Raw genomic sequence first — 23,713 nt, forward strand, 5'->3', positions numbered from 1 at the left:
ATGGCGCGCCTTAGAGTGCTGCCGTCACGATGAATTCGACCTTGTACTTCGGCGCGGCGAGCTTGGCTTCGCTGGTGGCACGGGCCGGCGTGTTGGCCGGATCGACCCAGGCTTCCCAGGCAGCGTTCATTTCAGCGAAGTAGGAAATGTCGGAGAGGTAGATGAGCGTCTGCAGGATCTTGGACTTGTTGCTGCCGGCCGCAGCAAGCAGGCGATCGACTTCAGCCAGCGCTGACTTGCACTGATCGGTGACGCTTTCGCCCTCGCCAACCTGACCGGCGAGATAGACAGTGTTGCCGTGGATGACAGCGCCGCTCATGCGGGCGCCAACGTCGATACGCTTGATGCTCATGGTGTTCTCCTGATGTTGTTCTTCGACAGGGTAAACAGGGCATGGCCTACGGCCTGCCCTGCGATCAAAAGGTTAGGTAAATATCCGTTCAGCCGCGGATGTGATGCGTCTTCTGATAGATCGCAGTCGAACGTGCGCCGGAGCGGCAATATCCGAGCATCGGCCGCGCAAACTCATCGAGCGCATCGACCATGCCCTGCACGGCTTCCTCGGTAACGCCCATGGGGCCGACAGGCACCTGGGTAATCTCCAGGCCGAGTTCCTTGGCGCGGGCTTCGATGACGCCAAACGGTGTCTGATCCGGGCTCTCACCATCGGGGCGATGGCAGACGATGGATTTGAACCCCAGAGCCTTGATCTGGTCGAGATCCTCTACGGTGATCTGGCCGGACACCGAGTATTCATCGTCGATCGGGCGGATATCCATGGTTCATGTCCTCTCTAAAACCGTGGCCTTGATCTACGCCGCGATACGGCGAGCGTCAACCGCGGCGCACTCTCAAACAAAGGCAAAGTTGAGCATGAAATTCCGGGCTTCGCCGGGCTGGAGAATATTGAATTCGCCTGCCTCCTCAAGCTCCGCACGCGAGACCCACCGATGCGAAACCGGCTCGATGCCAAGCACATGCGCAGGCGCGCGCTGATTGCGCCAGACCTGCAGGAACGGCAGCGTGTCGGTACCGAAGCGCACCCTCAGCGACTTGCCGCCGATGGCCTCGATCGGGCCGAGAGTGATTTCCGCCCAATCCTCGCCCTTGTCCTCAGCCGGCACGCAGAAGATATCGCCGCCCTCCTGGCCGAAGGTCCATGGAAAACCGCCATTGTCAAGCATCTGTCCGGTGAGGCGCGTGCCGCCGTCGAACCATTTGCCGCCAATGTTCATGTGGTACATCAAAAAGACCGGCATCGCCTCTGTGCTCGTATTGACGATACGGTCTGCTAGCGAGACCTCGCCCGTGGCGCCATCGATCTGCCAAAGTCGTTCAAGCCTTGCCGTTCGCCTCTCGGCGGTGGCAACATCGATATCGGCACGGCATTCCGCATTGCCGTTCTCGAATTTGGTCCAGAGAATTTTGGCCGGATGGGACGAGAAGGAACCGTGAAGCGGATAGTGCTTGCCCTCATCCGCGCCGGACATCGGCTCGGGGTGGCGGATATGATCCGGCCCGCAAGTGAAGAGGAAGCCTTCGACCGAATGACTGATACGCGGATCGCCATCGTCGGGAACGGCGCTTCCGGGCGCAAGATTGTTGCCATCGACGATGCAGGCGCCGATATCCAGGACGGAGCCCTCATCCAGCGTCAATTTCGGCCCTTTCGCCGCAGAAAAATCCATCATCCCTCAAGTCCTCCTTGATCGGTTTCGCGCACAGGCGTTGTCCCAAGGTAACGCGCGGCTGAAATAAACGGTGATTTGGCTTACCGAATATTAACTTGAAGCCTTGATCACGGAATTTTTTATATTTTATTCAGCATGATAATCTAAATTTCCATACTGGCGTCAAAATTGCCATGTGTGTGTCAGCCGAACGACTACCCCGAGGATTCGACAGACGTGAACCGGTTTGTAAAATTGAGTTTTGCCCTGGCAATGACTGCCACTGTGTCCATGCTTGCGCTCACCGATGCGCAGGCACAATATTATCGCAGCGGAAACGGCAACACGGTTCTCGTCACTCCCGACGGCCGGATTCTCGATCAATATCCCTACGGCGGCGGATATGCCATGGCGCGCGACGGGCGCGGCCGACGGGTTCTGATCGATGCCTATGGCAATGTCGTCGCCACCGAGATGAAGGCAAGTACCTATTATCCTCGCGCACCTGCTCGCCAGACTTATAATGACGATGGGTACGACAATGGCGGCCGCTATGGCGATACCCAGCTCTCCCGCAACGGCGGCTACCAGGATTATCGCCAGTATCGCACCGACGGCTATGGCAATTACGATGGCGGCGATCAACAGGATCGCGGCGTAGTGACCGGCGGAATTCCGCGCGATGGCGATATTCAGCGTCAGCCGCTCGACGATCAGCCCCTGCCGGGCGGAAATCAGGGCCGGACGAACCCAAGCGGTAGCGATTATGCATCGATAGACCCGCAACAGGGCGCCCCGGATATCATCAATAAGCCGCCGGCCGAGCCCGTGATCACGCTCAACGGCAAGTCGAGGATGGAAATTACCGCGCTCGAGGTCTTCCTCGCGCGGCAAGGCATTTCGCCAGGCGCCATCGATGGCCGCATGGGCGCTAACGTCACCAAGGCGATCTATGCCTATCAGCAGATGACCGGCCAGACGCTCGATCCGAACAACACCGATTCGATTCTCGAGCAGCTGCGCATGTCCGGCGGGATGCCGATCGTCAACTACACGATTACGGCCGCCGACGCGGCCGGCCCTTATGTCGCGTCAATCCCTGAAGATTATGCCGCGAAATCCCAGATGCCTTCCCTTGGCTACACGTCGACGACGGAAATGCTGGCGGAGCGCTTCCATATGGATGAAGGCTACCTGAAGGCGCTCAATCCCGGTGTCGATTTCACCGTGCCGGGCAGCACCATCAAGGTCGTCAATACGGGTCCCAGCAAGACGGGAACGGTCGCCAAGATCCTGGCGGACAAAGGCCGCAAGCAGGTTTTCGCCTATGACGCCAACGGCACCTTGATCGCGGCCTATCCGGCCAGCATCGGTTCCGCCGACACGCCCTCACCGTCAGGCACGGTCACGGTCGAACGTGTCGCCTTCAATCCGGGCTATACTTACAATCCGAAGATCAACTTCCAGCAGGGCGGCAACGACAAGATCCTGAACATTCCCCCTGGTCCGAACGGCCCGGTCGGTACGGTCTGGATGGCCCTGTCGAAGCCGACCTACGGCATCCACGGCACACCGGATCCCTCGCGGATCGGCAAGTCGCAAAGCCATGGCTGCGTACGTCTTACCAATTGGGATGCGACTGAGCTCGCCAAAATGGTCAAGCCCGGCGTCGTCGTCGAATTCGTGGATTGATAGCCGGATATGCCCAAACAAAAAGCCGCCGAGTTTCCCCGGCGGCTTTTTCTTTGACTTGAAATATCGACGCACCGCTATTTTCATCCGGCGCGTCAGGTAGTTCGGCGGCGCATCAGAAGCAATCGCGGAACAACACCTTGGTGTTTTCGAGCGTCATCGGCACCGGATTGCCGCCGGCACTCGGATCTTCGATTGCCATGGCGGAGAGCTCGTCGATCCGGTCGGGCGCGATACCCATGGCAGACAGGTTTTCCGGCACGCCGAGTTCCGAGCGCAGCTGCAGCACATAATCATAGAAGCCGTCGAAACCACCCGAAATGCCGAGATAGGCTGCGGCACGCGCAATCTTGTCCTCGATGGCCTTGCGATTGAAGCGCAGAACGGCTGGCATGACAACGGCATTAGTCATGCCGTGATGGGTGTTGTAGACGGCGCCGATCGGATGCGACAGCGCGTGGATGGCGCCGAGTCCCTTCTGGAAGGCGACGGCGCCCATGGCGGCAGCACTCATCATGTTGGCGCGGGCTTCGAGATCCGTTCCCTCACGATAGGCGCGCGGCAGGAATTCCTTGACGAGACGCATGCCTTCCAGCGCGATGCCGGCCGACATCGGGTGGTAGAACGGCGAGGAATAGGCTTCCAGGCAGTGAGCGAACGCGTCCATGCCGGTGCCGGCGGTGATGATCTTCGGCATGCCGACGGTCAGCTCCGGATCGGCAATGACGACGCCCGGGAGGAACTTGGGATGGAAGATGATCTTCTTCACATGCGTTGCGGAGTTGGTGATGACGCTGGCACGGCCGACTTCCGAGCCTGTGCCGGCCGTCGTCGGCACCGCAACGATCGGCGCAATGCCTTCGACGCTGGCGCGGGTCCACCAGTCGCCGATATCTTCGAAATCCCAGACAGGACGCGTCTGGCCAACCATGAAGGCGACGCACTTGCCGAGATCGAGGCCGGAACCGCCGCCGAAGGCGACGACACCATCATGGCCGCCATCCTTGAATGCCTTCACGCCGGCTTCGAGGTTCTTCTCGTTCGGATTCGGATCGACGTCAGCGAAGATGGCGCGGCCGAGACCCGCATCTTCCAGAATATCCAATGCTGTCGCCGTGATCGCCATCGAGGCAAGTCCCCGGTCGGTGATCAGCAGCGGCTTCTTCATGCCCAGGCTCTTGCAGGCGTCCTCGAGCTCCTTGATGCGGCCGCGGCCGAGCTTGAAGGCGTTCGGATAGCTCCAATTGGCTGAGATAGTGCTCATGCTGTTACTTTCTTCAGATGATAGGATTTCGGGCGCGTCAGATTGTGGAAGCCGATGATCGACAGCGAGCCGCCACGGCCGGTTTCCTTGACGCCGGTCCAACACAGAGCCGGATCGAGATAATCGGCGCGGTTCATGAAGACAGTGCCGGTTTCGATTTCGCGGCCGATGCGCGAGGCACGCTCGACATCCTTGGTCCAGAGCGAAGCCGTCAGACCGTAGGGGCTGTCGTTCATCAGCTCCAGCGCTTCCGCATCGCTCTTCACCTTCATGATGCCGACGGCGGGACCGAAGGTTTCCTCGCGCATGAAGGCCATGGAATGATCGACGTTGACGAGGATCTGCGGCGCAAGATAGGCGCCCCCATCATCGGCCGGAAACAGCTTAGGATCGACCAGCGCCTTTGCGCCCTTGGCAACCGCATCGGCGATCTGCTCACGCACGACCTTGGCGAAGCGCTTGTTGGCCATCGGCCCGAGCGACGTCTCCGGATCAAGGGGATTGCCGAGCTTGTAGTTCGAGACCCAGGCCACCGACTTCTCGACAAAACTGTCGTAGAGCGATTCATGCACGTAGATGCGCTCGATACCACAGCAGCACTGGCCGGAATTATAGGTTGCTCCATCCATCAGCGTATCAACGGCGGCATCGAGATCGGCATCCTCCATGACATAGCCCGGATCCTTGCCGCCAAGCTCGAGGCCAAGGCTGGTGAAAGTGCCGGCAGCCGCACGCTCGATCGACCGGCCGCCTTCGACGGAGCCGGTGAAATTGACGAAGTTGAAACTGCTGGCCGCAATCAGCGCCGAGGTGGTTTCATGATCCAGGAAGACATTCTGGAAGACATCGGCGGGAACTCCGGCCTCGACGAAAGCCTGCACCAGCCGCTCGCCAACGAGCAGCGTCTGGCTTGCGTGCTTGAGAATAACAGTATTGCCGGCCATCAGCGCCGGGGCAACCGTATTGATGGCCGTCATGTAGGGATAATTCCAGGGCGCGATGACGAAGACCACGCCATGCGGTTCGCGCTCGATGCGGCGGGCGAAATTGGCACTATCCTCGACGACCAAGGGTGCCAGTGCGTCGGCCGCGATCGAGGCCACATAATTCGAGCGCTCGTTGAAGCCGCGATATTCGCCGCCGTACTTGATCGGGCGACCCATCTGCCAGGCAAGCTCCGGCACGACAACATCGGCCATCTCATTGAGCCGCGCGACACCCTTCAGCACGAGCTGGACACGATCTTCCAGCGGGCGGCGCGCCCAATCCTTCTGCGCTTTGCGGGCGCGTGCCACGACGTCCTTGGCAGCATCCAGCGACAGCGCCGGACGCTCGGCATAAACCTCTCCGTTCACGGGGGAGACGCATGTGATCATGGTCATGATCGAATTCCTGTTTTCTTCATCATCAATTGATTGCCGAATCTTCCACCGCTGGGCAAAAACATCTCGGCGCCCCGCCCGATCATAAAATGGAAATCGGGGACGGGGCAGATCGCAAAAGCCTTACGCTCTTTCGAATCCGCGCGCCACTTCCCAATCGGTGACACGACGATCGTATTCCTCCTGCTCCCATTCGGCGGCACGGGTATAGTGATCAACCACATCGTCGCCGAAGGCGGCACGCAGCATCTTCGAATTGGTGAGGGCTGTGGCGGCATCGCGTAAAGTGCGCGGTATTTCGCGGACTTCGCGCGCGCCATAAGCATCGCCGACGAAGGGTGCTTCAAGCTCGAGCTTGTTTTCGATCCCGTCGATTCCGGCGGCAATCAGGGCCGCGAAAGCCAGATAGGGATTGAGGTCCGAGCCGCCGACGCGGCACTCGATGCGGATCGACTTGGTATCTTCTCCGCAGAGGCGGTAACCGGCCGTGCGATTATCCTTGCTCCAGATGGCCTTGGTCGGCGCGAAGGTGCCGGCCATGAAGCGCTTGTAGGAATTGATATAGGGCGCCAGGAAATAGGTGATCTCGCTGGCATGCGTCAGAAGGCCGGCGACATAGTGTTTCATCATCGGCGACATGCCGTATTTGCCGCCCTCCTCGAAGAACAGCGGGGTCTTGCCGTCGGCGCTCCACAGCGATTGATGAATATGCGACGAGCTGCCGGCCGCGCTGTAGTTCCATTTCGCCAGGAAGGTAATGGCCTTGCCCTTCGACCAAGCGATTTCCTTGCAGCCGTTCTTGATAATGGCATGGCGGTCGGCCATGGTCAGCGCGTCGGCGTAGCGGACGTTGATTTCCTCCTGGCCGGCGGATGCCTCGCCCTTGGAGTTTTCGACGGGAATCTCCGCACCCTGCAATCCCTTGCGGATCGCCCGCATCACATCCTCTTCCTTCGTAGTCTGGAAGATGTGGTAATCCTCGTTGTAGCCACTGACGAGATTGAGGTTGCGATAGCCGGATTCACGGGCGCTGTCGTAGCTCTGATCGAACAGGAAGAATTCAAGCTCCGAAGCCATGTAGGCCTTCATGCCCATCGCCTCGAGGCGCTTGATCTGCTTCTTAAGGATCGCACGCGGCGAATGGGCGACTTCCTCGTGGGTATGATGGTCGAGCACGTCACAAAGGACGAGCGCCGTGCCCTCCAGCCAGGGTATGCGGCGCAACGTGGCAAGATCCGGCTTCATCGTATAGTCGCCGTAGCCCTTCTCCCAGCTCGTCGACTTGTAGCCGGAGACGGTCTCCATCTCGATATCGGTCGCCTGCAGATAATTGCAGCTATGCGTTTCCTTCCAGGCACTTTCGATGAAGAATTCCGCCTGGAAGCGTTTGCCCATCAACCGGCCCTGCATGTCGACCTGGCATGCCAGAACCGTATCGATGCGCCCTTCGGCCACATCTCGCTTGAGGTCGTCGAACGTATAGCTGCTCATGATTTGGTCCGCCTGAACAATGAATTGAAACACCGGTCTGTCGAACAATGCCGCCGCTCGGAGGATGATCCGCGCTCCGCAGCCCTGTCGCTACCGTGAAAGGGGCCGCAGGTCTGCGACCCCAGTGGTTGGAGAGATGTGCCCGCGCTCAGTTTTCGCCGACGGCGGCTTCCGCTGCCGCGATCTCGGCCTTGCGCTTGGCAATCGCATCGCCGATCGGCGGGCCTTTGAAGCGACGGCGCTCGAAGCCGAACCAGACGATGGCCGTCAGAACCAGGAAGCCGACGGTGATGATGCCGGCCCAGTCGTTCGGCGGCTGAATGCCGAGAATGAAGATGATGATCATCGCGATGATCGTCAGCACGGCAAACAGCTTGAACAGCCCTTCCCCGAGGTTCCAAGGGCCCATCTTGTCCCACTTCGCCGTACCCCATGCGAAAAGACCGAGTGTGATCGGGATCGCGAAGGAGAAGAACAGGAAGATGACGGTGCACGAGACGACGATGGTGTAAACCGGCGTATCGCCGATCGATACCAGCGACGAACCCCAGACGAAGAGGACGGAAAGGATCGAGCCGGTCCAGATCGCCGAAACCGGCGTGCGGTATCTCGGGCTGACGCGAGACAGGGCCTTGGATCCCGGCAGACCGCCGTCACGCGAGAAGGCGAAGATCATGCGCGAAACCGAGGTGACCGTCGCAAGACCACATAGCCACTGGCTGATGAAGATCAGCAGATAGAGAATGTCCTTCACAATGGGATTGACCTGTGCGTCCATTGCCCAGAAGAATACATTCCAGCCCTGCTTGGCGGCATCGTCCATATTCGGCAGCATCAGCACGAATGAGCACAGCATGATGTAGCCGAAAAGCGCCGACCAGAGAACCGAAGACACCATACCCCGCGGAACGGAATGGGCGGCTTTCACCGTTTCTTCCGAGGTATGAGCCGAGGCGTCATAACCGGTGATCGTGTAGATTGGCAGCAGAAGGCCGAGCGCGAAAACCCAGAAGGTCGAAACCTGCGGCCAGACCGGCGCGCCGGTTGCCGAACCGTCGGCAGCAATCGTCGCCAGACCGGAATAGTTGGTGAAGGTGAAAAGCCGCGCAAGATCATAGGACGGCGCCGCGATCAGGCAAACGGCCGCCAGAAGGATCGAGGTTGCGAAGATCAGATAGCCGGAAAAGTCCGTGAGCTTCGCGGTCAGACCGATACCCATATGGTTGACGAGCGCCTGCAGGCCGGTGATGACCACCAGGAACAGGATGCGCACCAACGTGGTGTCGGTCATGCCGAAATAGCCGCCGAAAGCCCCCACGAAGAAATAATAGGTACCGACATTGATGGCGCCGAGCACGGTGACGAGGCCGAGCAGGTTAAACCAGGCGGTCAACCAACCGGTGAAGCGGTTGCCGAGGATCGAACCCCAGTGATAAAGGCCGCCCGCCGTCGGATATGCCGAGCTGATCTGCGCCATCGCCACGGCAAAAACCAGCGATATGAAGCAGCCGACTGGCCAGCCGATGCCGATAGCGGCACCGCCGGCACCCGATGTCGCCTGGGCGAGCGAATTGATGCCGCCCGAAAGAATGCAAATGATCGAGAAGGACACGGCGAAATTCGAGAATGAACTCATGCGCCGTTCCAGCTCCTGGGCGTAGCCCATGGAGTGCAGGATCTGGACATCCTGCTTCTTGTCTAACTCTGAATAATCAGACATGCCATTCCCCCTAAAGCCCGGTCGTCCGCGGGATTGCGGAAAACCATATGTCACATGAGCCGCTGGCTCTTGCCATGCGGCCCGATCGCAGTTGAACTGCTCCCCGGGGTCTTTTTCTTTTATGCTTGGGCTTCCAGACTGCTCTGGATAAGCCCTGTCAGATAATCGGCCACGACCCCTTGGCCGACGTCATCTTGAATGAGGTCGTTGCGGACCTCGATCATTACATTATGCAGGCTATTGGCGATCCCATGCAGCTTCAGCGTATGGGTAACGCCGTCCTCAGGACCGTAAGGCTGGTTGCGCTCGGTCCGATAGAGCGGCGCTTCAGCCGCTGCCTCCAGCATGCGATCGGCCAGCCAACGGTCCTCGTCATGCAGAATGCCGAGCTCCACCGCCCGAGGCTTGCCATTATAGACCGGCGTGAAGCTGTGGATTGTCACGATCACGGTTTTTTGTCCGCGCGCGGCCCTTTCTTTCAACAGGGTTCTGATCCTGTCATGAAACGGTATGTAGAGGCCTTGCGTGCGCGCCTGCCTGTCTGCCTCGGCCAAATGCTGATTGCCGGGAATCGTGTAGATTTCACTCGTTTCCGGCATGGCGCCGGCACTTTCCGGCGGCCGATTGCAGTCGTAGATCAGGCGGGAGAAACGCTGAAAAACCAGCGTCGCATTCAAGCTGGCGGACATTTTTCTTGCAACCGCCAGTGCGCCCGGATCCCAGGCAATATGACTGGAAAGCGCCTCGGCGGAAAGCCCGAGATCTCCGAACTGTTCCGGCAAGGCGCGGGAAGCGTGCTCGCAGACGAGCAGAACCGCGCTACTCCCATCCGGCCTCTCGACCGCGACGCAATCGCCATCCGCCTTCGTCAGAATGCCTTGCTGCGCAAGCATCGGAGACGCCCCATTACCGATTAATGAAATCTTTATAAGAAAAGAATTCTTCAGGTTTTCGCCGCTGTCAATCGAAAACTGAAATTATTTCTTCATTTGTGACATTGACTCGAAATATGACAGCGTTGTTATATCCTTGCAGGAAAGCGGCATAAGACCGTTCCGGGGAGCAAAAATCGAGTGAACACTGCGTCGAAGACAGTTTCTGACGTGATCAACGCGCGCTTCGAGACGCTGACGCGCGCCGAAAAGCAGCTCGCCAAGAGCCTGCTCGACAACTATCCCGTTTCGGGGCTTGGCAGCATTACGACGGTTGCCGAAAATGCGCGCGTTTCGACGCCAACGGTCGCGCGCATGGTGCAGAAACTCGGCTACAAGGGCTACCCGGACTTCCAGGCCCATCTTCATCAAGAGGTGGAAGCGACCATCTCCAACCCATTGACGAAGCATGATCGCTGGGCATCGAATGCGCCGGGCACGCATATCCTCAATCGCTTTGCTGATGCCATCATGAGCAATCTTCGCCAGACGCTTTCGGATATCGATGCAGCGACATTCGACGGCGTCGCCACCCTGCTGTCCGAAAGAAAGCGTGGGCTCTATTTCGTTGGCGGGCGCATCACGGGTGCGCTTGCCGAATATTTCTTCACTCACATGCAGGTCATTCGCCCCAATACCACGCTGCTCTCCTCCAATTCCAGCACCTGGCCGCAATATGTCCTGAATATGAATCCGGGCGACTTGCTCGTGATCTTCGATATCAGGCGCTATGAGCAGGAAATGGTCAATCTGGCCGCGGCCGCCCGCCGGCGCGGCGCCGAAATCATTGTCTTCACCGACCAATGGGCAACACCTGCCGCCAAACATGCACGACACACGTTTCGCGTGCAGATCGAGGCCCCTTCCGCCTGGGATTCATCGGTCGTTACTCTCTTCATCGTTGAGGCCCTGATCGAGGCTGTTCAAAGCTCGACATGGGACGAGACGAGCGAGCGCATGAAAACGCTCGAAGGCCTTTTTGAACAAACAAAGTTGTTTCGCAAGCTGAGTTGAGAGGGAAACGAAAGCATAAAATAATATCTCGCGAAACGATGTGAAATGCAGCGACTGTCATACTTGTTGATTAGAAGCAAAAATGTCTTCGTTATTAGCAAACGCAACGCTTTGAAACCGTCACACAACCTTCATGTTACGTCATTAACAGCAACGCCAGACACTGAAAACCCAGAAGGAGGAAATGCAGTGACCTCGAAAATTCATCGTCTTCTGACCATCTCTACCGCAATGCTCGTCGCTTCGACGGCTATCGCGGCCGCGGAGCCGAGCGCCGATCTCATCGCCGCTGCCAAGAAGGAAGGCACGCTGACCACGATCGCCCTACCCCACAACTGGTGCGGTTATGGCGATCTCATTGCTGCGTTCAAGGCAAAGTACGGCATTGAAGTCAACGAACTGAATCCGGATGCCGGTTCGGGCGATGAAGTCGAAGCAATCCGCGCCAACAAGGGCAACACCGGCCCGCAGGCTCCGGACGTGATCGACGTCGGTCTCTCCTTCGGCCCGACTGCCAAGAAGGAAGGCCTGCTGCAGCCTTACAAGGTCTCCACCTGGGATTCCATTCCGGACAGCGCCAAGGATTCCGAAGGCTATTGGTACGGCGACTATTACGGCGTTCTCTCCTTTGTCACCAACAAGGACGTTGTAAAGAACCCGCCGAAAGACTGGGCCGACCTGCAGAAGTCGGAATACGCAAACACCGTTTCGCTCGCCGGCGACCCGCGCACTTCGAACCAGGCCGTCCAGGCCGTCTACGCCGCCGGCCTGGCTGCCGGTGAAAAGGATGCCACCAAGATCGGCGCTGCCGGTCTCGACTACTTCGCGAAGCTCAACAAGGCCGGCAACTTCGTTCCGGTCATCGGCAAGTCCGCTTCGCTCGCACAGGGCGCAACCCCGATCGTCATCGCATGGGACTACAATGGTCTCTCCTGGCGCGACAGCCTGAACGGCAACCCGCCGGTTGACGTCACCGTTCCGGCTTCGGGCGTGATCGCCGGCGTCTACGTCCAGGCGATCTCGGCTTTCGCTCCGCATCCGAATGCTGCCAAGCTCTGGATGGAGTTCCTCTATTCCGACGAAGGCCAGATCGGCTGGCTGAAGGGCTATTGCCACCCGATCCGCTTCAACGACCTGGCGAAGAACAAGAAGGTCCCGCAGGAACTTCTCGACAAGCTGCCGCCGGCTGCCGCTTACGAAAAGGCCGTCTTCCCGACACTCGACGAACAGGCTGCCGGCAAGACCGCCATCACCACGAAGTGGGACTCTGTCGTCGGTTCGAACGTGCAGTAATTTGATCTGACATGACCTCCCCGCTTCGGCGGGGAGGTTTTCCGTTTTTTGACGCCGCGGATTGGGCCAATCATGAGCACCGTGACAACATCAACGATGAGCACCACTCCCTTGATCAACAAACGCTTGGTCGTTGACTGGCTGGGCATCGCGCCCTTCCTGATCTTCGCGCTGCTGTTTCTGATTTTGCCGACGATCTACCTGATTGCCGGCGCGTTTCTGACGCCTGACGGCAGTCTGACACTGAAGAACATCGGTGATCTGTTCACAAAGTCCATCATGGACTCCTATTGGATCAGCATCAAAGTGTCGGTCACTTCGGCGCTCGGCGGCGCGCTGATCGGCTTTTATCTAGCTTGGGCCTTGGTCATGGGCGGGCTTCCGGCCTGGGTGCGCAATGTCTTCCTTACATTCTCCGGCGTCGCTTCCAATTTCGCCGGCGTGCCGCTGGCGTTCGCCTTCATCGCCACGATCGGCCGCCTGGGCCTTGTCACCGTGTTGATGAGAGACTGGCTTGGCTTCAATCTCTACGCCACCGGCTTCAATCTCTACAGCTTCATCGGCTTGACCGTCACCTACATGTATTTCCAGATTCCGCTGATGGTGCTGATTATTACGCCCGCACTCGATGGCATGAAGAAGGAATGGCGTGAGGCCGCGTCAATTCTCGGGGCGACAAACAGACAATATTGGCTGATGGTGGCGCTGCCCATCCTCTGGCCGAGCCTGCTCGGCACGACGCTGCTGCTGTTCGCCAATGCCTTCGGCGCCATCGCAACGGCCATTGCGCTGACGGGCAGCTCGCTCAACATCATCCCGATCCAGCTCTATGCCCAGATCCGCGGCGATGTGCTGCACAACGCCAATCTCGGCTATGCCATGGCCCTCGGCATGATCGTCATAACAGGCATTTCCAACGTCATCTACATCATCATGCGTATACGCGCGGAACGGTGGCAGAAATGAAACTGCAGAAATTCTTCGCCTGGATCGCGGTCGTCATCGGCGCCATCTATTTCATCGTTCCGCTGATCGGCACGCTGGAATTCTCGCTGCGCATGCGCCGCAATGCCTATAGTTTCGACGCCTACGCATCGGTTTTTTCCGACGCAAACTTCCTCTATGCGTTCGGCTATTCCATGCTCATGGCGCTGCTGACCATCATCGTCGGCATGCTGCTCGTCGTCCCGACTGCCTACTGGGTCCGGCTTCGCTTGCCGCAACTGCGCCCGGTCGTCGAATTCATCACGCTGATGCCGCTGGTCATTCCCGCAATCGTCATCGTTTTCGGCTATCTGCGCCTTTATAATTCGTCGTCGATCCTGCCTTTGACAGGCTTCGAGCAGACGACAAACTTCCTTCTGGTCTGCTCCTATATTGTCTTGGCGCTCCCTTATATGTATCGTTCGGTCGATACGGCGATGCGCACGATCGATGTCGGCACCCTGACGGAAGCGGCGGAAAGCCTCGGCGCGAAGTGGACGACCATCATGTTCCGCTGCATTTTTCCCAATGTCATGAGCGGCGTTCTATCCGGTGCCTTCATCACGCTGGCGATCGTGATGGGCGAATTCACGATGGCATCATTGCTCAACAGGCCGGCTTTCGGCCCTTACATGCAGCTCGTCGGAGCCAATCAGGCTTATCAGTCCTCGGCGCTCGCCATCATCGCACTTGCCGTCACCTGGCTCAGCATGGGCCTGCTGCAGCTCGTATCCCGCTTCTCAAAACTGGCTCCGGTTAAGGCGTAAGGCTTCTCACCATGGCTTTTCTCGAACTCACCCACATCAAGAAATCATTCGGCGACGTGCACGTCGTCCACGATTTCAATATGCAAATCGAGAAGGGAGAATTCATCTCCTTCCTTGGACCGTCAGGCTGCGGCAAGACGACCGTGCTGCGCATGATCGCTGGCTTCGAAACCCCGACCGCTGGCACCTTGACGATCAACGGCAAGGACCAGCGCCCGCTGAAGCCGAACCAACGCAACATCGGCATGGTCTTCCAGGCCTACGCGCTGTTCCCGAACATGACGGTGCACGACAACGTCGCCTTCGGCCTCAAGGTGGCCGGCATGTCGAAGCCTGACATCGACAAGCGCGTCAAGGAGATGCTTGCTCTCATCAAGCTCGACCATCTCGCCAGCCGCTATCCCTATCAGATGTCCGGCGGCCAGCAGCAACGCGTGGCGCTTGCTCGCGCCATCGCCGTCAAGCCTCAAGTGCTTTTGCTTGACGAGCCGCTTTCGGCGCTCGACGCCAAGATCCGCATCTCGCTGCGTGAGGAAATCCGCGCGATCCAACAGCAGCTCGGCATTACCACCGTTTTCGTGACCCACGACCAGGAAGAAGCCCTGTCGATCTCCGATCGCATCGTCGTGATGAATGCCGGTCGCGCCGACCAGATCGGCACGCCTTTCGAGATCTACAACACGCCGGCAACCCGCTTCGTCGCCTCCTTCGTCGGTACGCTGAACCTGATCGAAGGCAAGGTCGTCGATCCCGACAGCAACCGCATCATGATCGGCGATCAGGGCGTGACCCTGAAGCAGTCGGTGACGGCCTACAAGCCGGGCGATACCGTATCGCTCGCCCTGCGTCCCGAAGCCGGTTCGCTGGCCGAGTCGGCAAAGGGCGATACCGCGCTGACGGGCGAGGTTTCCTCCGCACACTTCCTGGGTTCGGTTATCCGCACCCGCATGAATGTCGCCGGTAACACGATTTCCTTCGATATGTTCAATAGTCCGGGCATGATGCCTCCGAGCGTTGGCGAGAAGGTGACGCTGCGCTTCGCCTCTTCCGATCTGCTCGTCATTCAGGATTGAGCACGCATCCGCGCTGCATGGAAACTTTGAAAAATTATTCGCAGACGCCGGGTCAAAAGCCCGGCGTTTTTCTTTGATTTTCATGAGGCAAAGCATCTATAGTCCGTGCGTTCTCAGGGCGGGGTGCAATTCCCCACCGGCGGTATGGGGAGTTTCCTCGAGCCCGCGAGCGCCTTCCGAGCTTTCGGAAGGGTCAGCAGATCCGGTGAGATGCCGGAGCCGACGGTATAGTCCGGATGGAAGAGAGCAAGCAGGATCGCACCTCCTCTGCGCGAGAGGTGCCGCGATGTTGCGTGTTCGCCCAAGGGATATTTGACAACAACCCTTGAAAGGCAAAATTCATGACCATTTCGATTTCTACCCAGCCGAGCCGCATTGCGATCATTCGGGCCCGCTGGCATGCCGATATCGTCGATCGCTCGGTCGACTCCTTCGTTGCCGAATGGCAGACGGTGGAAGGCGCATCTCCGATCGATATCTTCGACGTGCCCGGCGCGCTTGAAATTCCGCTGCACGCACAGACGCTTGCCCGCAACGGCCGTTATTCCGCGATCGTCGCCACCGCTTTCGTTGTCGACGGTGGCATCTATCGCCATGAGTTCGTCGCCAATACGGTTCTTGATGCCATGATGCGCGTCCAGCTCGACACCGGCGTGCCTATCCTCTCGGCAGTGTTGACGCCGCATCACTTCCAGGAATCGGAAGCGCATATCCAGTTCTTCAAGGAACATTTCATCATCAAGGGCCGCGAAGTGGCCAGCGCCTGCCGCCATATTCTCGCGGAACGCGCCAAGCTGCTTCCCGCGGTCACGGTCTGAGCCGGCATGGTGGAGGCGCGGTGAAGACCCGCCTCCATGTCCACAAGGGAGAAACGTCAGTTGACCGTCCTACGCATCATCCCCAACCTGCCCGCCGCCGACCCGGATACGGCACGCCTTTTCTATCATGACCTGCTCGGCCTCGACATCGTCATGGACCATGGCTGGATCCTTACGTTTGCCTCCGAAGCTGCAACGGTGCCGCAGATCAGCGTCGCCAGCGAAGGCGGCTCGGGAACGATCGTCCCCGATCTCTCGATCGAAGTCGACGATGTCGATGCGCTTTATCAGCGCGCCACCTCCATGGGCTTCGGCATATTGTATGACCTGACGGACGAGCCTTGGGGTGTCCGCCGCTTCTACGTCCGCGACCCCTTCGGCAAGGTGGTCAATATACTTTCACATCGCTAAGGCGGAAATGGCCGAGCCGCTTTGGCCCAAATGCGCTGGGCCTGCTCGAACCGTTACCGCAGATCCACGCTGAAGGTGATCCGCTCGGCTGACCACATCGACTCCGCATAGGTAATCGGCACGCCCTTCGCGTCCACGTCTAACTTCCGTGTGATAAGCAGCGGCACGGATTTCGGCTGCCGCAGGAGCCGCGCCTCTTCCGCCGTCGGCATCCGCGCCTCGATTTCCGTCGATAGCCGCTCGTAGTCGGTGACACCGTAGCTGGCGAGCGCTGCCGAGATCGTCGGGTGCTGCAACCGGGCCTTATCGAAATCGGGAAAACGTTCGGCCGGATAATAGGAATCGCCCAGTTCGACCGGAATGCCATCGGCCGTCATGATGCCGCGACGATGGATGACCGACGTATTCACCGCCAGTTTCAAATAGGCAGCGACGCGTTCTGCTGCCGGCACGATCTCATGAACGAGCAATTCTCCACCCGGCTCGAAACCTTGTTCGATCAGGTTCCTGGAAAACCGCGTTCGCTTGGACAGGGAATAATCGAGCACCCCCTTATGAACGAATGTCCCCCGCCCCTGCTCGGCGCGCACCAACCCACGCTGTTCCAGATGCCCTAGCGCCTGGCGCACGGTAAAGCGGCTGACGCCGAAAAGCTGCATCAGCTCCGGCTCGGTCGGCAATTTCTCTCCAGGAGCGAAAGTCCCGGCGGCGATATCGGCCGCCAGGATCTCGCCGATCTGATGCCAGAGCGCGCTGCCGCCCTTCCGATCGATCGTCTCCATGTCAGACGCGCTTCTCGAGCCGGAATAAAAGCTTGTATTCGGCCGGATAGCTCAACGCGTCGAGAATGCTCGGATAATATTTCCGGTCTTTCGATGCATGCACGAAGCCGTCATAACCGAAACGCTTGACGGATACGTCGAAGCCAGCTGCAACGAAGGTATCGATATAGTCCTGCGGGGACCGATCCTGCATCGGCGCATTGCTGTTGTTGCCGATCAGTTCGAGCCATTTCGGCCAGAGCGGCATTTCATTGTGGCAGCCGGTCACAGCGTAGTAGATGCCGCCATTCCGCATGACCTGGAACATCTGTTCGGCATGCTGTCTCAGCTCCGGCAGCAGATAGATCACCTCATAGCTGAAAGCGATATCGAAGCTATCGACAAAGGGCGACAGGTCGGTCGTCACATGAAACTGCAGCGGCATATTGCCGACAGCGGCAACGGCCGCAGCCACCGACTCCGAAGCGATATCGATGCCGACACCGCGCCGGAACGGCCGCAAGCCATAGAGCAAACGCAGGAAGCCGCCGCGGTTGCAGCCAAAATCCAGGACGGTCTTCGAGGAGAAATCCCGCTCCGGCACGGTCTCGATGAAATGCCGCCAATAGGGACTATGGGATTCCGCCATTTTCATATCGCCCTGCGGATCCTTGTGCCAGGTGGCGTAAGTCGTTGCTGCGTTTGCCATGATGTGCTCGCTGTTGGAGTGGACTGAGCTTGAGATAGCGCAGCTTCATGACAGCCACATGAATTCGTCCGGACGACTGGAAGTATTTATTCAGCGCTTCATGCCAATCGATATCCTCCTAATGCGAGCAATCCACCATCCATTGCACGCCGAACCGATCCGTCAGCTTGCCGTAATAGCTGCCCCATGGCTGAACAGCGAGCGGTGTCGTCACGTTGCCGCCTTCAGCCAATCGGGCAAAAATCCTGTCGGTGCTGCCGCGATCATCCATGAGGAGGATATGGGCAGACCCGCGCATCGGCTCGGCGTCGTGATTGTCGGAGGCGAAGAACAGCAGGCCCAGTCCCTCGAACCTCGCATGCATCACCCTGCCCCGCATTGCATCATCAGCAAGCGGAACTCCATTCGCACCGTGCCGCACCAGCAGCGTGACTTGGCCAAGTCCGCAGGCAGAGTAGAAGGCAAGCGCTTCCTCGCAATGCGTCGTGAAAAACAGATAATTGGCGAGTTGCATGTCTTGCCTTCCTTTGGTTCAGATCAAAGACGGTTCGCGTGTCGGTCCATCATCGATGTAAAGCTGCCGTAGAAGACGGCGGTAAACATCCGGATCGCTTAGGCGACTGCAGCACCTTGAATAGCGCCGACCAGTTCCGCATTGCTATAGCTCTGCCCGGCAATGCCCCAGCCTCCCTCCGGCGCATAAACTATATTCGACCAGATGTGTTCACGCTTGATCCGCCCTTCGGCTGCTTGTTCGACGACATCGGTAGCCTTTTCGATGAAAGCGCGCTTGGCTTCAGCCGTCGCGAGAGCGATCTCGGGTAGTTTGAGCTCAATGAAGGCAGCAGGAACCGGCCTTCCTGCTGCCAGTACGCGTTCGACGGGAAGCACATTGATCGTGCCGATGACATTTGCCGTCATGAACGCATTCCCGGTCAAGCCGGCAACATCGAGGACTGCATCCGTCAATCCGGCAAAAGCTTGCGCCTGCGCCTCAGACGAAAGCAGCCCTTCGGGGACGGTGAGCGTAATGGGCATGAAACATCTCCTTGTTGGACCTGTGGCGGCAATTGATATATACCGATCACTCTTTAATGATACATATCGATCACTCTCTATGCAAGCAATAAAGAGAGATCTCTCTTAATGGAGGCCGCAATGCGCTATAGCGCCGAACATAAACAGGAAACCCGGACACGAGTCGTCACTGCTGCGGGACAGGTGTTTCGAAGGGAAGGTTACGGCGGCGCGGGCATCGATGCTCTGACCAAGGCGGCCGGCGTTACCAACGGCGCCTTCTACGGACACTTCAAGTCCAAGACCGAAGCGTTTCGCACAGCCGTCGTCGAGGGCTTGGAAGAATTGCGCCAGGGAATCCTGACGCTCAGGGAAAGCCAGCCGAAAGACTGGCTCAAGGCGCTTGCCAGCTTCTACCTCGGCTACAAGCGGACCTGCGATCTCGGTGACAGTTGCACGTTGCCAAGCCTTTCGCCCGACGTCATGCGCGCCGACGAGGAAACGCGCGACGCCTATACGGCGGAATTGAGAAAACTGATCGCGGATGTCGCCGCCGGTTTGCCGGAAAGCACGAGCTCTGCCGAATTAACGACGGAGGATCGTGCGATCCTTCTCCTCGCAACGCTCAGCGGCGGCGTCACCATTGCCCGCGCAGTCTCCGATCCCGCCCTTTCCAGCCATATTGGCCAAGTCATAGAACGGGCTGCATTGGTAATAGGCAATCCCTCAAAGCCGCACGACGGATAACCGATCGCAACATGCATGCGGCAGGAGGCAACTGAGACAAAGCTTGCCGCCTCGCCTCGGCGGGACCGTTTACGCCCGGATCGCCTTGTCATTCGCATCGAAGCGATGCATCTGGTTCGCATCCGGGGTGGCATAAACCATCTCGTCCGGCTCGTATTTGTGTTCACCGAAGAGACGCGCGGTCAGAAGACCGGTGGTCTCCGATTCGAGATAGATGATCGTGTCGGCACCGAGATGCTCGACGTGGATCACTTTGGCGGCCCATGTACCTTGATCGCGTGATAGCGTGATATGCTCCGGGCGGATGCCGACGGTCTTGGCGCCGCTTTCGCCGAGACGCTCAGCTGCGATGAAATTCATCTGCGGCGAGCCGATGAAGCCGGCCACAAAGGTATTGGCCGGGCGGTTATAGAGCTCCATCGGCGAGCCGATCTGCTCGATAGCACCGGCATTGAGCACGACGATCTTGTCGGCAAGTGTCATTGCCTCGACCTGATCGTGGGTAACGTAGATCATGGTTGCCTTCAGGCTGCGATGCAGCCGGGCAATTTCCAGACGCGTCTGGACGCGCAGCGCCGCATCGAGGTTCGACAGCGGCTCGTCAAACAGGAAGAGTTCCGGCTCGCGCACGATCGCGCGGCCGATGGCCACGCGCTGGCGCTGGCCACCGGAAAGCTCGGCCGGCCGGCGGGCGAGATAAGGCGCGAGCGACAGCATGCTGGACGCCTTCTCGACACGGCTGTCGATTTCCGCCTTCGCAGTGCCGGCCTGCTTGAGACCCAAGCCCATATTGTCCTTGACGGTCAGATGCGGATAGAGCGCATAGGACTGGAAGACCATCGAGATGCCACGCTTGGCAGGCGGCGTTACGGTCACATCCTGGCCGTTGATCAGCACGGCACCGGAGGTCACGTCTTCGAGACCTGCGATGCTGCGCAGCAGGGTCGACTTGCCGCAGCCGGAGGGACCGACGAAGATGACGAACTCACCGTCCTTTACCTCGAGGTCGATGCCCTTCAGCACGTCATGCGTACCATAGGCCTTGCGGATGGATTTCAGTTGAAGCGATCCCACAGTCTTTTGTCCTTATAGATAAACGGGCTTGCCGGTGCGTACGCTCTCATCGGCGGCGAGGCATATGCGCAGCGATTGAACGGCATCGGCCATATGGCGATTGAGGTCGAGATCCTCGCGGATGGCCTTCAGCATGAAGGCCTGCTCGAAGTCGCAAAGCTCCTGATGGCCCGGCTCGCCATCCATGTGCAGATCCTGATCCGGCCGGATGAACTGGCCGTTCGGGCCTGTGTCGGCGCTATGCAGCCGGATGACGGATGTCTTCGTATGCATGTCGATATCATCGGACTTGGCATTCTGATCCATGACGATCGAGACCGAGCCGTTCGGCGACATCACGTCCTTTACGAAGAAAGCCGTCTCCGAAATCATCGGCCCCCAGGCAGCCTCGTACCAGCCGACGGAACCGTCTTCGAAGATCACCTGCAGATGGCCGTAATTATACATGTCCGCCTTGATCTCCTGCGTCAGCCGCAGGCCCATGCCTCTTACCTCGACGGGCTTGGCATCGGTGATCTGGCACATGACGTCAACATAATGCACGCCGCAATCAACGATCGGTGAGGTCGTGCGCATCAGCGCCTTATGCGTCTCCCAGGTCGGGCCGCTCGATTGCTGATTAAGGTTCATGCGGAAGACATAGGGACCGCCGAGCTTGCGCGCTTCGGCGATCAGCCGCATCCACGAGGGATGGTGACGCAGGATATAGCCGATCGCCAGCTTCTTCCCGGCCTTCTTCGCAGCCGCAACGACGCGCTCGGCATCTTCGACTGTCGTTGCCAACGGTTTCTCGACGAAGACATGGCAGCCCGCTTCGAAGGCCATGACGGCAAAATGGGCGTGACTGTCGGAATAGGTATTGATGGAGCAAAGATCCGGCTTCAACTCCTTCAATGCCGCCTCGAAATCCGGATGGATCGTATATCCCCGCAACGCCTCGGGCAGTTCCGGCTTTGAGCGGTTGACGAGACCGACAATCTCGAAGCCGGGATTATTATGATAGGCCAGCGCATGGCTGCGACCCATATTGCCAAGGCCGGCAACGAGAACGCGGATCGGCTTTTCGGATAGGCTCACTTGACTGCTCCGGAGGTAATGCCGCGAATGAGTTGACGCGAAAAGATGACGTAGAGGATGAGGATTGGCAGGATGGCGAGCGTCAGCGCTGCCAGCACCGCATTCCAGTTGGTCACGAACTGGCCGATGAATATCTGCGATCCGAGCGTCACCGTCTTGGTCGCTTCGCTCGGCGCCAAGATCAGCGGGAACCACAGATCGTTCCAGATCGGGATCATGGTGAAGACGGCAACTGTCGCCATGGCCGGACGCACCAACGGCAGAACGAGACGGAAGAAGATCGCATATTCGCTAAGGCCATCGATACGGCCGGCATTCTTCAGGTCGTCGGAAACCGTCCGCATGAACTCGGACAAAATGAAGATCGCGAGCGGCAGACCCTGCGCCGTATAGACGAGGATGAGTGCCGTCAGCGTGTTGACGAGACCGGCGGCGACCATGCCCTGCAGGATTGCGACTGTTCCCAGCCGGATCGGGATCATGATGCCGATCGCCATATAAAGACCCATGACCGTATTGCCGCGGAAACGATATTCCGACAGCGCAAAGGCGGCCATTGCCCCAAAGAGCAATGTCAGGATGATCGAGACGATCGTCACGATGAAACTGTTCTGGAAGTAGGTGAAAAAGTCCCCCTGCTTCAGGACGGTGTCATACCCGATCATGCTGAAGGAGGACGGCGTCGGGATGCTCAAGGGGGCACGGAAGATCGACGCGCGATCCTTGAAGGAGTTGATGACGGTCAGGAACACCGGAAAGATGGCGACCAGCGTATAGGCGATAAGCGCCAGATGGACGAAGCCGGCGCGGACAAGCGAAGTGCGTGCCTTGGACATGGAGCGCGCTCCTCAGAACTGGTAGCGGCGGATGCGCCGCTGGACGATGAAAAGATAGAAGGACACACCCGCCAGGATGATGAGGAACATCACCGTCGCAATTGTCGCCCCCATCGAGCGGTCACCCAGCTGCAGCTGAAAGCCGAAGAAGACGCGGTAAAGCAGCGTGCCAAGAATATCCGTCGAGCCATCCGGCCCCGCCAAAGCGCCCTGCACGGTATAAACAAGGTCGAACGCATTGAAATTGCCGACGAAGGTCAGGATCGAGATGATGCCGATTGCCGGCAGAACCAGCGGCAGCTTGATCTTCCAGAACTGGCTCCAGCCGGTAATGCCGTCGCATTCCGCAGCTTCGATCACCTCTTCCGGAATGTTGAGCAGGGCAGCATAGATCAGCATCATCGGGATGCCGACATACTGCCAGACCGAGATCAGCGCGACAGCGATCAGTGCCGTACTTGGCTTACCGAGCCATGGAGCAAAGAATGATTTGAGCCCGATCACGCTCAGCAGTTCGGGCGCGACACCCCAAAGCGGCGAGAGGATCAGCTTCCAGATGAAGCCGACAACAACGAAGGAGAGCAGGGTCGGCAGGAAGATGGCCGTGCGGTAGAAGGCGACGAAGCGCAGCTTCGGCAGGGACAGGAGTGCAGCCAGCGCGACACCGATCGGATTCTGCACGCACATATGGATGGCGAAGAAGATCAGGTTGTTGCGCAACGCGTTCCAGAAGTCATGCGCCCAGCGTTCGTCGCCAAACAGGACCTTGAAATTGTTCAAACCGACGAAGACGGACTGATTGTCGACGACATTGTAAAGCGACAGCCGCAAGGTCTCGATCAGCGGCAGGATCATGACCGCCGTATAGACGACAAAGGCCGGGAAAAGGAAAACGAGGATGTGCCAGCGCTTGGAGCGCCTGATCGGCGTGACCTCAAGGGCATCTGATGTCGCAGCGTCGCTCATGGCTTTCTGCCTGTT

At 58.7% G+C, this 23,713-nt stretch carries 25 protein-coding genes and 1 riboswitch; of the genes, 9 read left to right on the forward strand and 16 right to left on the reverse strand.

The window, feature by feature from the left end; translation table 11 throughout:
* Nucleotides 1–10: 10 nt before the first annotated feature.
* The 3 genes from PH552_RS28475 to PH552_RS28485 all read right to left on the reverse strand — a co-directional run bounded on the left by PH552_RS28475 (nt 11) and on the right by PH552_RS28485 (nt 1,691).
* The gene (locus PH552_RS28475) at nt 11–352 is read right to left on the reverse strand and encodes a RidA family protein (protein WP_015340385.1); all 342 of its coding nucleotides are present in this window, start codon (nt 350–352) and stop codon (nt 11–13) included.
* 88 nt (nt 353–440) lie between these two features.
* Complete coding sequence (locus tag PH552_RS28480) at nt 441–779, reverse strand: protein tyrosine phosphatase family protein (RefSeq protein ID WP_113249402.1); 339 nt, start codon at nt 777–779, stop codon at nt 441–443.
* 72 nt (nt 780–851) lie between these two features.
* Entirely contained in the window at nt 852–1,691 is an 840-nt protein-coding gene (locus PH552_RS28485) for a DUF4432 family protein (protein WP_112342579.1), read from the reverse strand.
* Between the two features lie 252 nt (nt 1,692–1,943).
* On the opposite strand from PH552_RS28485, the gene PH552_RS28490 reads away from it, so the two are divergent.
* Entirely contained in the window at nt 1,944–3,362 is a 1,419-nt protein-coding gene (locus tag PH552_RS28490; protein ID WP_210260614.1) for a L,D-transpeptidase, read from the forward strand.
* A gap of 115 nt (nt 3,363–3,477) precedes the next feature.
* Here the strand turns inward: PH552_RS28490 and PH552_RS28495 are convergent, their stop codons facing one another.
* The 5 genes from PH552_RS28495 to PH552_RS28515 all read right to left on the reverse strand — a co-directional run bounded on the left by PH552_RS28495 (nt 3,478) and on the right by PH552_RS28515 (nt 10,112).
* A complete protein-coding gene (locus PH552_RS28495) occupies nt 3,478–4,626 on the reverse strand; it encodes an iron-containing alcohol dehydrogenase (protein ID WP_113249404.1) in 1,149 nt (382 codons plus the stop codon).
* Entirely contained in the window at nt 4,623–6,008 is a 1,386-nt protein-coding gene (locus PH552_RS28500; protein WP_113249405.1) for an aldehyde dehydrogenase family protein, read from the reverse strand. Before PH552_RS28500 ends, PH552_RS28495 begins: the two co-directional genes overlap by 4 nt.
* Before the next feature lie 123 nt (nt 6,009–6,131).
* On the reverse strand, nt 6,132–7,499 hold the full coding sequence (locus PH552_RS28505; RefSeq protein ID WP_113249439.1) for a glutamine synthetase family protein: 1,368 nt from the start codon (nt 7,497–7,499) through the stop codon (nt 6,132–6,134).
* 148 nt (nt 7,500–7,647) lie between these two features.
* Nucleotides 7,648–9,219, reverse strand: coding sequence for an amino acid permease (locus PH552_RS28510; protein WP_113249406.1), 1,572 nt, complete (start codon nt 9,217–9,219; stop codon nt 7,648–7,650).
* Nucleotides 9,220–9,338: 119 nt separating this feature from the next.
* Complete coding sequence (locus tag PH552_RS28515; RefSeq protein ID WP_113249407.1) at nt 9,339–10,112, reverse strand: N-formylglutamate amidohydrolase; 774 nt, start codon at nt 10,110–10,112, stop codon at nt 9,339–9,341.
* Between the two features lie 180 nt (nt 10,113–10,292).
* Here PH552_RS28515 and PH552_RS28520 point away from each other — a divergent pair, with 180 nt between their 5' ends.
* From PH552_RS28520 to PH552_RS28550, 7 genes are all read left to right on the forward strand, one after another.
* A complete protein-coding gene (locus PH552_RS28520) occupies nt 10,293–11,165 on the forward strand; it encodes a MurR/RpiR family transcriptional regulator (RefSeq protein ID WP_112342586.1) in 873 nt (290 codons plus the stop codon).
* A 189-nt stretch (nt 11,166–11,354) separates the two neighbouring features.
* Nucleotides 11,355–12,458, forward strand: coding sequence for an ABC transporter substrate-binding protein (locus PH552_RS28525; RefSeq protein WP_112342587.1), 1,104 nt, complete (start codon nt 11,355–11,357; stop codon nt 12,456–12,458).
* Between the two features lie 72 nt (nt 12,459–12,530).
* The gene (locus PH552_RS28530) at nt 12,531–13,424 is read left to right on the forward strand and encodes an ABC transporter permease (RefSeq protein ID WP_113249408.1); all 894 of its coding nucleotides are present in this window, start codon (nt 12,531–12,533) and stop codon (nt 13,422–13,424) included.
* Nucleotides 13,421–14,209 carry an ABC transporter permease gene (locus PH552_RS28535; protein ID WP_113249409.1) on the forward strand — a complete coding sequence of 263 codons (789 nt, stop codon included), beginning with the start codon at nt 13,421–13,423 and terminating at the stop codon, nt 14,207–14,209. Before PH552_RS28530 ends, PH552_RS28535 begins: the two co-directional genes overlap by 4 nt.
* 11 nt (nt 14,210–14,220) lie before the next feature.
* Entirely contained in the window at nt 14,221–15,282 is a 1,062-nt protein-coding gene (locus PH552_RS28540; RefSeq protein ID WP_112342590.1) for an ABC transporter ATP-binding protein, read from the forward strand.
* 105 nt (nt 15,283–15,387) lie between these two features.
* Nucleotides 15,388–15,534: riboswitch (FMN riboswitch) on the forward strand.
* A gap of 89 nt (nt 15,535–15,623) precedes the next feature.
* Nucleotides 15,624–16,100: a 6,7-dimethyl-8-ribityllumazine synthase gene (locus PH552_RS28545; protein ID WP_092711425.1), complete on the forward strand. Its 477-nt coding sequence runs from the start codon at nt 15,624–15,626 to the stop codon at nt 16,098–16,100.
* A 60-nt stretch (nt 16,101–16,160) separates the two neighbouring features.
* A complete protein-coding gene (locus PH552_RS28550; protein ID WP_113249410.1) occupies nt 16,161–16,511 on the forward strand; it encodes a VOC family protein in 351 nt (116 codons plus the stop codon).
* A 53-nt stretch (nt 16,512–16,564) separates the two neighbouring features.
* On the opposite strand, the gene phnF is transcribed toward PH552_RS28550, so the two are convergent.
* The 4 genes from phnF to PH552_RS28570 form a co-directional block, all read right to left on the reverse strand.
* Complete coding sequence (gene phnF, locus PH552_RS28555; protein WP_285166455.1) at nt 16,565–17,293, reverse strand: phosphonate metabolism transcriptional regulator PhnF; 729 nt, start codon at nt 17,291–17,293, stop codon at nt 16,565–16,567.
* A gap of 1 nt (nt 17,294) precedes the next feature.
* On the reverse strand, nt 17,295–17,981 hold the full coding sequence (locus PH552_RS28560; protein ID WP_113249412.1) for a class I SAM-dependent methyltransferase: 687 nt from the start codon (nt 17,979–17,981) through the stop codon (nt 17,295–17,297).
* A gap of 118 nt (nt 17,982–18,099) precedes the next feature.
* A complete protein-coding gene (locus tag PH552_RS28565; RefSeq protein WP_113249413.1) occupies nt 18,100–18,495 on the reverse strand; it encodes a VOC family protein in 396 nt (131 codons plus the stop codon).
* Between the two features lie 98 nt (nt 18,496–18,593).
* Nucleotides 18,594–19,019, reverse strand: coding sequence for a tautomerase family protein (locus PH552_RS28570; protein ID WP_113249414.1), 426 nt, complete (start codon nt 19,017–19,019; stop codon nt 18,594–18,596).
* A 120-nt stretch (nt 19,020–19,139) separates the two neighbouring features.
* On the opposite strand from PH552_RS28570, the gene PH552_RS28575 reads away from it, so the two are divergent.
* The gene (locus PH552_RS28575; RefSeq protein ID WP_113249415.1) at nt 19,140–19,745 is read left to right on the forward strand and encodes a TetR/AcrR family transcriptional regulator; all 606 of its coding nucleotides are present in this window, start codon (nt 19,140–19,142) and stop codon (nt 19,743–19,745) included.
* Between the two features lie 69 nt (nt 19,746–19,814).
* On the opposite strand, the gene PH552_RS28580 is transcribed toward PH552_RS28575, so the two are convergent.
* The 4 genes from PH552_RS28580 to PH552_RS28595 are packed head-to-tail and all read right to left on the reverse strand — an operon-like array spanning nt 19,815 to nt 23,698.
* Nucleotides 19,815–20,819 (reverse strand): ABC transporter ATP-binding protein, encoded by a 1,005-nt coding sequence (locus tag PH552_RS28580; protein ID WP_113249416.1) that lies wholly within the window; start codon nt 20,817–20,819, stop codon nt 19,815–19,817.
* Nucleotides 20,820–20,831: 12 nt separating this feature from the next.
* Entirely contained in the window at nt 20,832–21,896 is a 1,065-nt protein-coding gene (locus PH552_RS28585; RefSeq protein ID WP_285166457.1) for a Gfo/Idh/MocA family protein, read from the reverse strand.
* Complete coding sequence (locus PH552_RS28590) at nt 21,893–22,732, reverse strand: carbohydrate ABC transporter permease (RefSeq protein ID WP_112342599.1); 840 nt, start codon at nt 22,730–22,732, stop codon at nt 21,893–21,895. The genes PH552_RS28585 and PH552_RS28590 overlap by 4 nt, the downstream gene beginning before the upstream one ends.
* A 12-nt stretch (nt 22,733–22,744) precedes the next feature.
* The gene (locus PH552_RS28595) at nt 22,745–23,698 is read right to left on the reverse strand and encodes a carbohydrate ABC transporter permease (RefSeq protein WP_112342600.1); all 954 of its coding nucleotides are present in this window, start codon (nt 23,696–23,698) and stop codon (nt 22,745–22,747) included.
* Between the last annotated feature and the right edge of the window lie 15 nt (nt 23,699–23,713).

Source organism: Rhizobium aureum (assembly GCF_030182495.1).
Taxonomy (GTDB): Bacteria; Pseudomonadota; Alphaproteobacteria; order Rhizobiales; family Rhizobiaceae; genus Rhizobium; species Rhizobium tropici_C.

Bases quoted from the DNA above. Each gene is read 5' to 3' on its own strand.
- PH552_RS28475 (WP_015340385.1), bottom strand. From the start codon at position 352: ATGAGCATCAAGCGTATCGACGTTGGCGCCCGCATGAGCGGCGCTGTC.
- PH552_RS28480 (WP_113249402.1), bottom strand. From the start codon at position 779: ATGGATATCCGCCCGATCGACGATGAATACTCGGTGTCCGGCCAGATC.
- PH552_RS28485 (WP_112342579.1), bottom strand. From the start codon at position 1,691: ATGATGGATTTTTCTGCGGCGAAAGGGCCGAAATTGACGCTGGATGAG.
- PH552_RS28490 (WP_210260614.1), top strand. From the start codon at position 1,944: ATGACTGCCACTGTGTCCATGCTTGCGCTCACCGATGCGCAGGCACAA.
- PH552_RS28495 (WP_113249404.1), bottom strand. From the start codon at position 4,626: ATGAGCACTATCTCAGCCAATTGGAGCTATCCGAACGCCTTCAAGCTC.
- PH552_RS28500 (WP_113249405.1), bottom strand. From the start codon at position 6,008: ATGACCATGATCACATGCGTCTCCCCCGTGAACGGAGAGGTTTATGCC.
- PH552_RS28505 (WP_113249439.1), bottom strand. From the start codon at position 7,499: ATGAGCAGCTATACGTTCGACGACCTCAAGCGAGATGTGGCCGAAGGG.
- PH552_RS28510 (WP_113249406.1), bottom strand. From the start codon at position 9,219: ATGTCTGATTATTCAGAGTTAGACAAGAAGCAGGATGTCCAGATCCTG.
- PH552_RS28515 (WP_113249407.1), bottom strand. From the start codon at position 10,112: ATGCTTGCGCAGCAAGGCATTCTGACGAAGGCGGATGGCGATTGCGTC.
- PH552_RS28530 (WP_113249408.1), top strand. From the start codon at position 12,531: ATGAGCACCGTGACAACATCAACGATGAGCACCACTCCCTTGATCAAC.
- PH552_RS28535 (WP_113249409.1), top strand. From the start codon at position 13,421: ATGAAACTGCAGAAATTCTTCGCCTGGATCGCGGTCGTCATCGGCGCC.
- PH552_RS28540 (WP_112342590.1), top strand. From the start codon at position 14,221: ATGGCTTTTCTCGAACTCACCCACATCAAGAAATCATTCGGCGACGTG.
- PH552_RS28545 (WP_092711425.1), top strand. From the start codon at position 15,624: ATGACCATTTCGATTTCTACCCAGCCGAGCCGCATTGCGATCATTCGG.
- phnF (WP_285166455.1), bottom strand. From the start codon at position 17,293: ATGGAGACGATCGATCGGAAGGGCGGCAGCGCGCTCTGGCATCAGATC.
- PH552_RS28560 (WP_113249412.1), bottom strand. From the start codon at position 17,981: ATGGCAAACGCAGCAACGACTTACGCCACCTGGCACAAGGATCCGCAG.
- PH552_RS28565 (WP_113249413.1), bottom strand. From the start codon at position 18,495: ATGCAACTCGCCAATTATCTGTTTTTCACGACGCATTGCGAGGAAGCG.
- PH552_RS28570 (WP_113249414.1), bottom strand. From the start codon at position 19,019: ATGCCCATTACGCTCACCGTCCCCGAAGGGCTGCTTTCGTCTGAGGCG.
- PH552_RS28575 (WP_113249415.1), top strand. From the start codon at position 19,140: ATGCGCTATAGCGCCGAACATAAACAGGAAACCCGGACACGAGTCGTC.
- PH552_RS28590 (WP_112342599.1), bottom strand. From the start codon at position 22,732: ATGTCCAAGGCACGCACTTCGCTTGTCCGCGCCGGCTTCGTCCATCTG.
- PH552_RS28595 (WP_112342600.1), bottom strand. From the start codon at position 23,698: ATGAGCGACGCTGCGACATCAGATGCCCTTGAGGTCACGCCGATCAGG.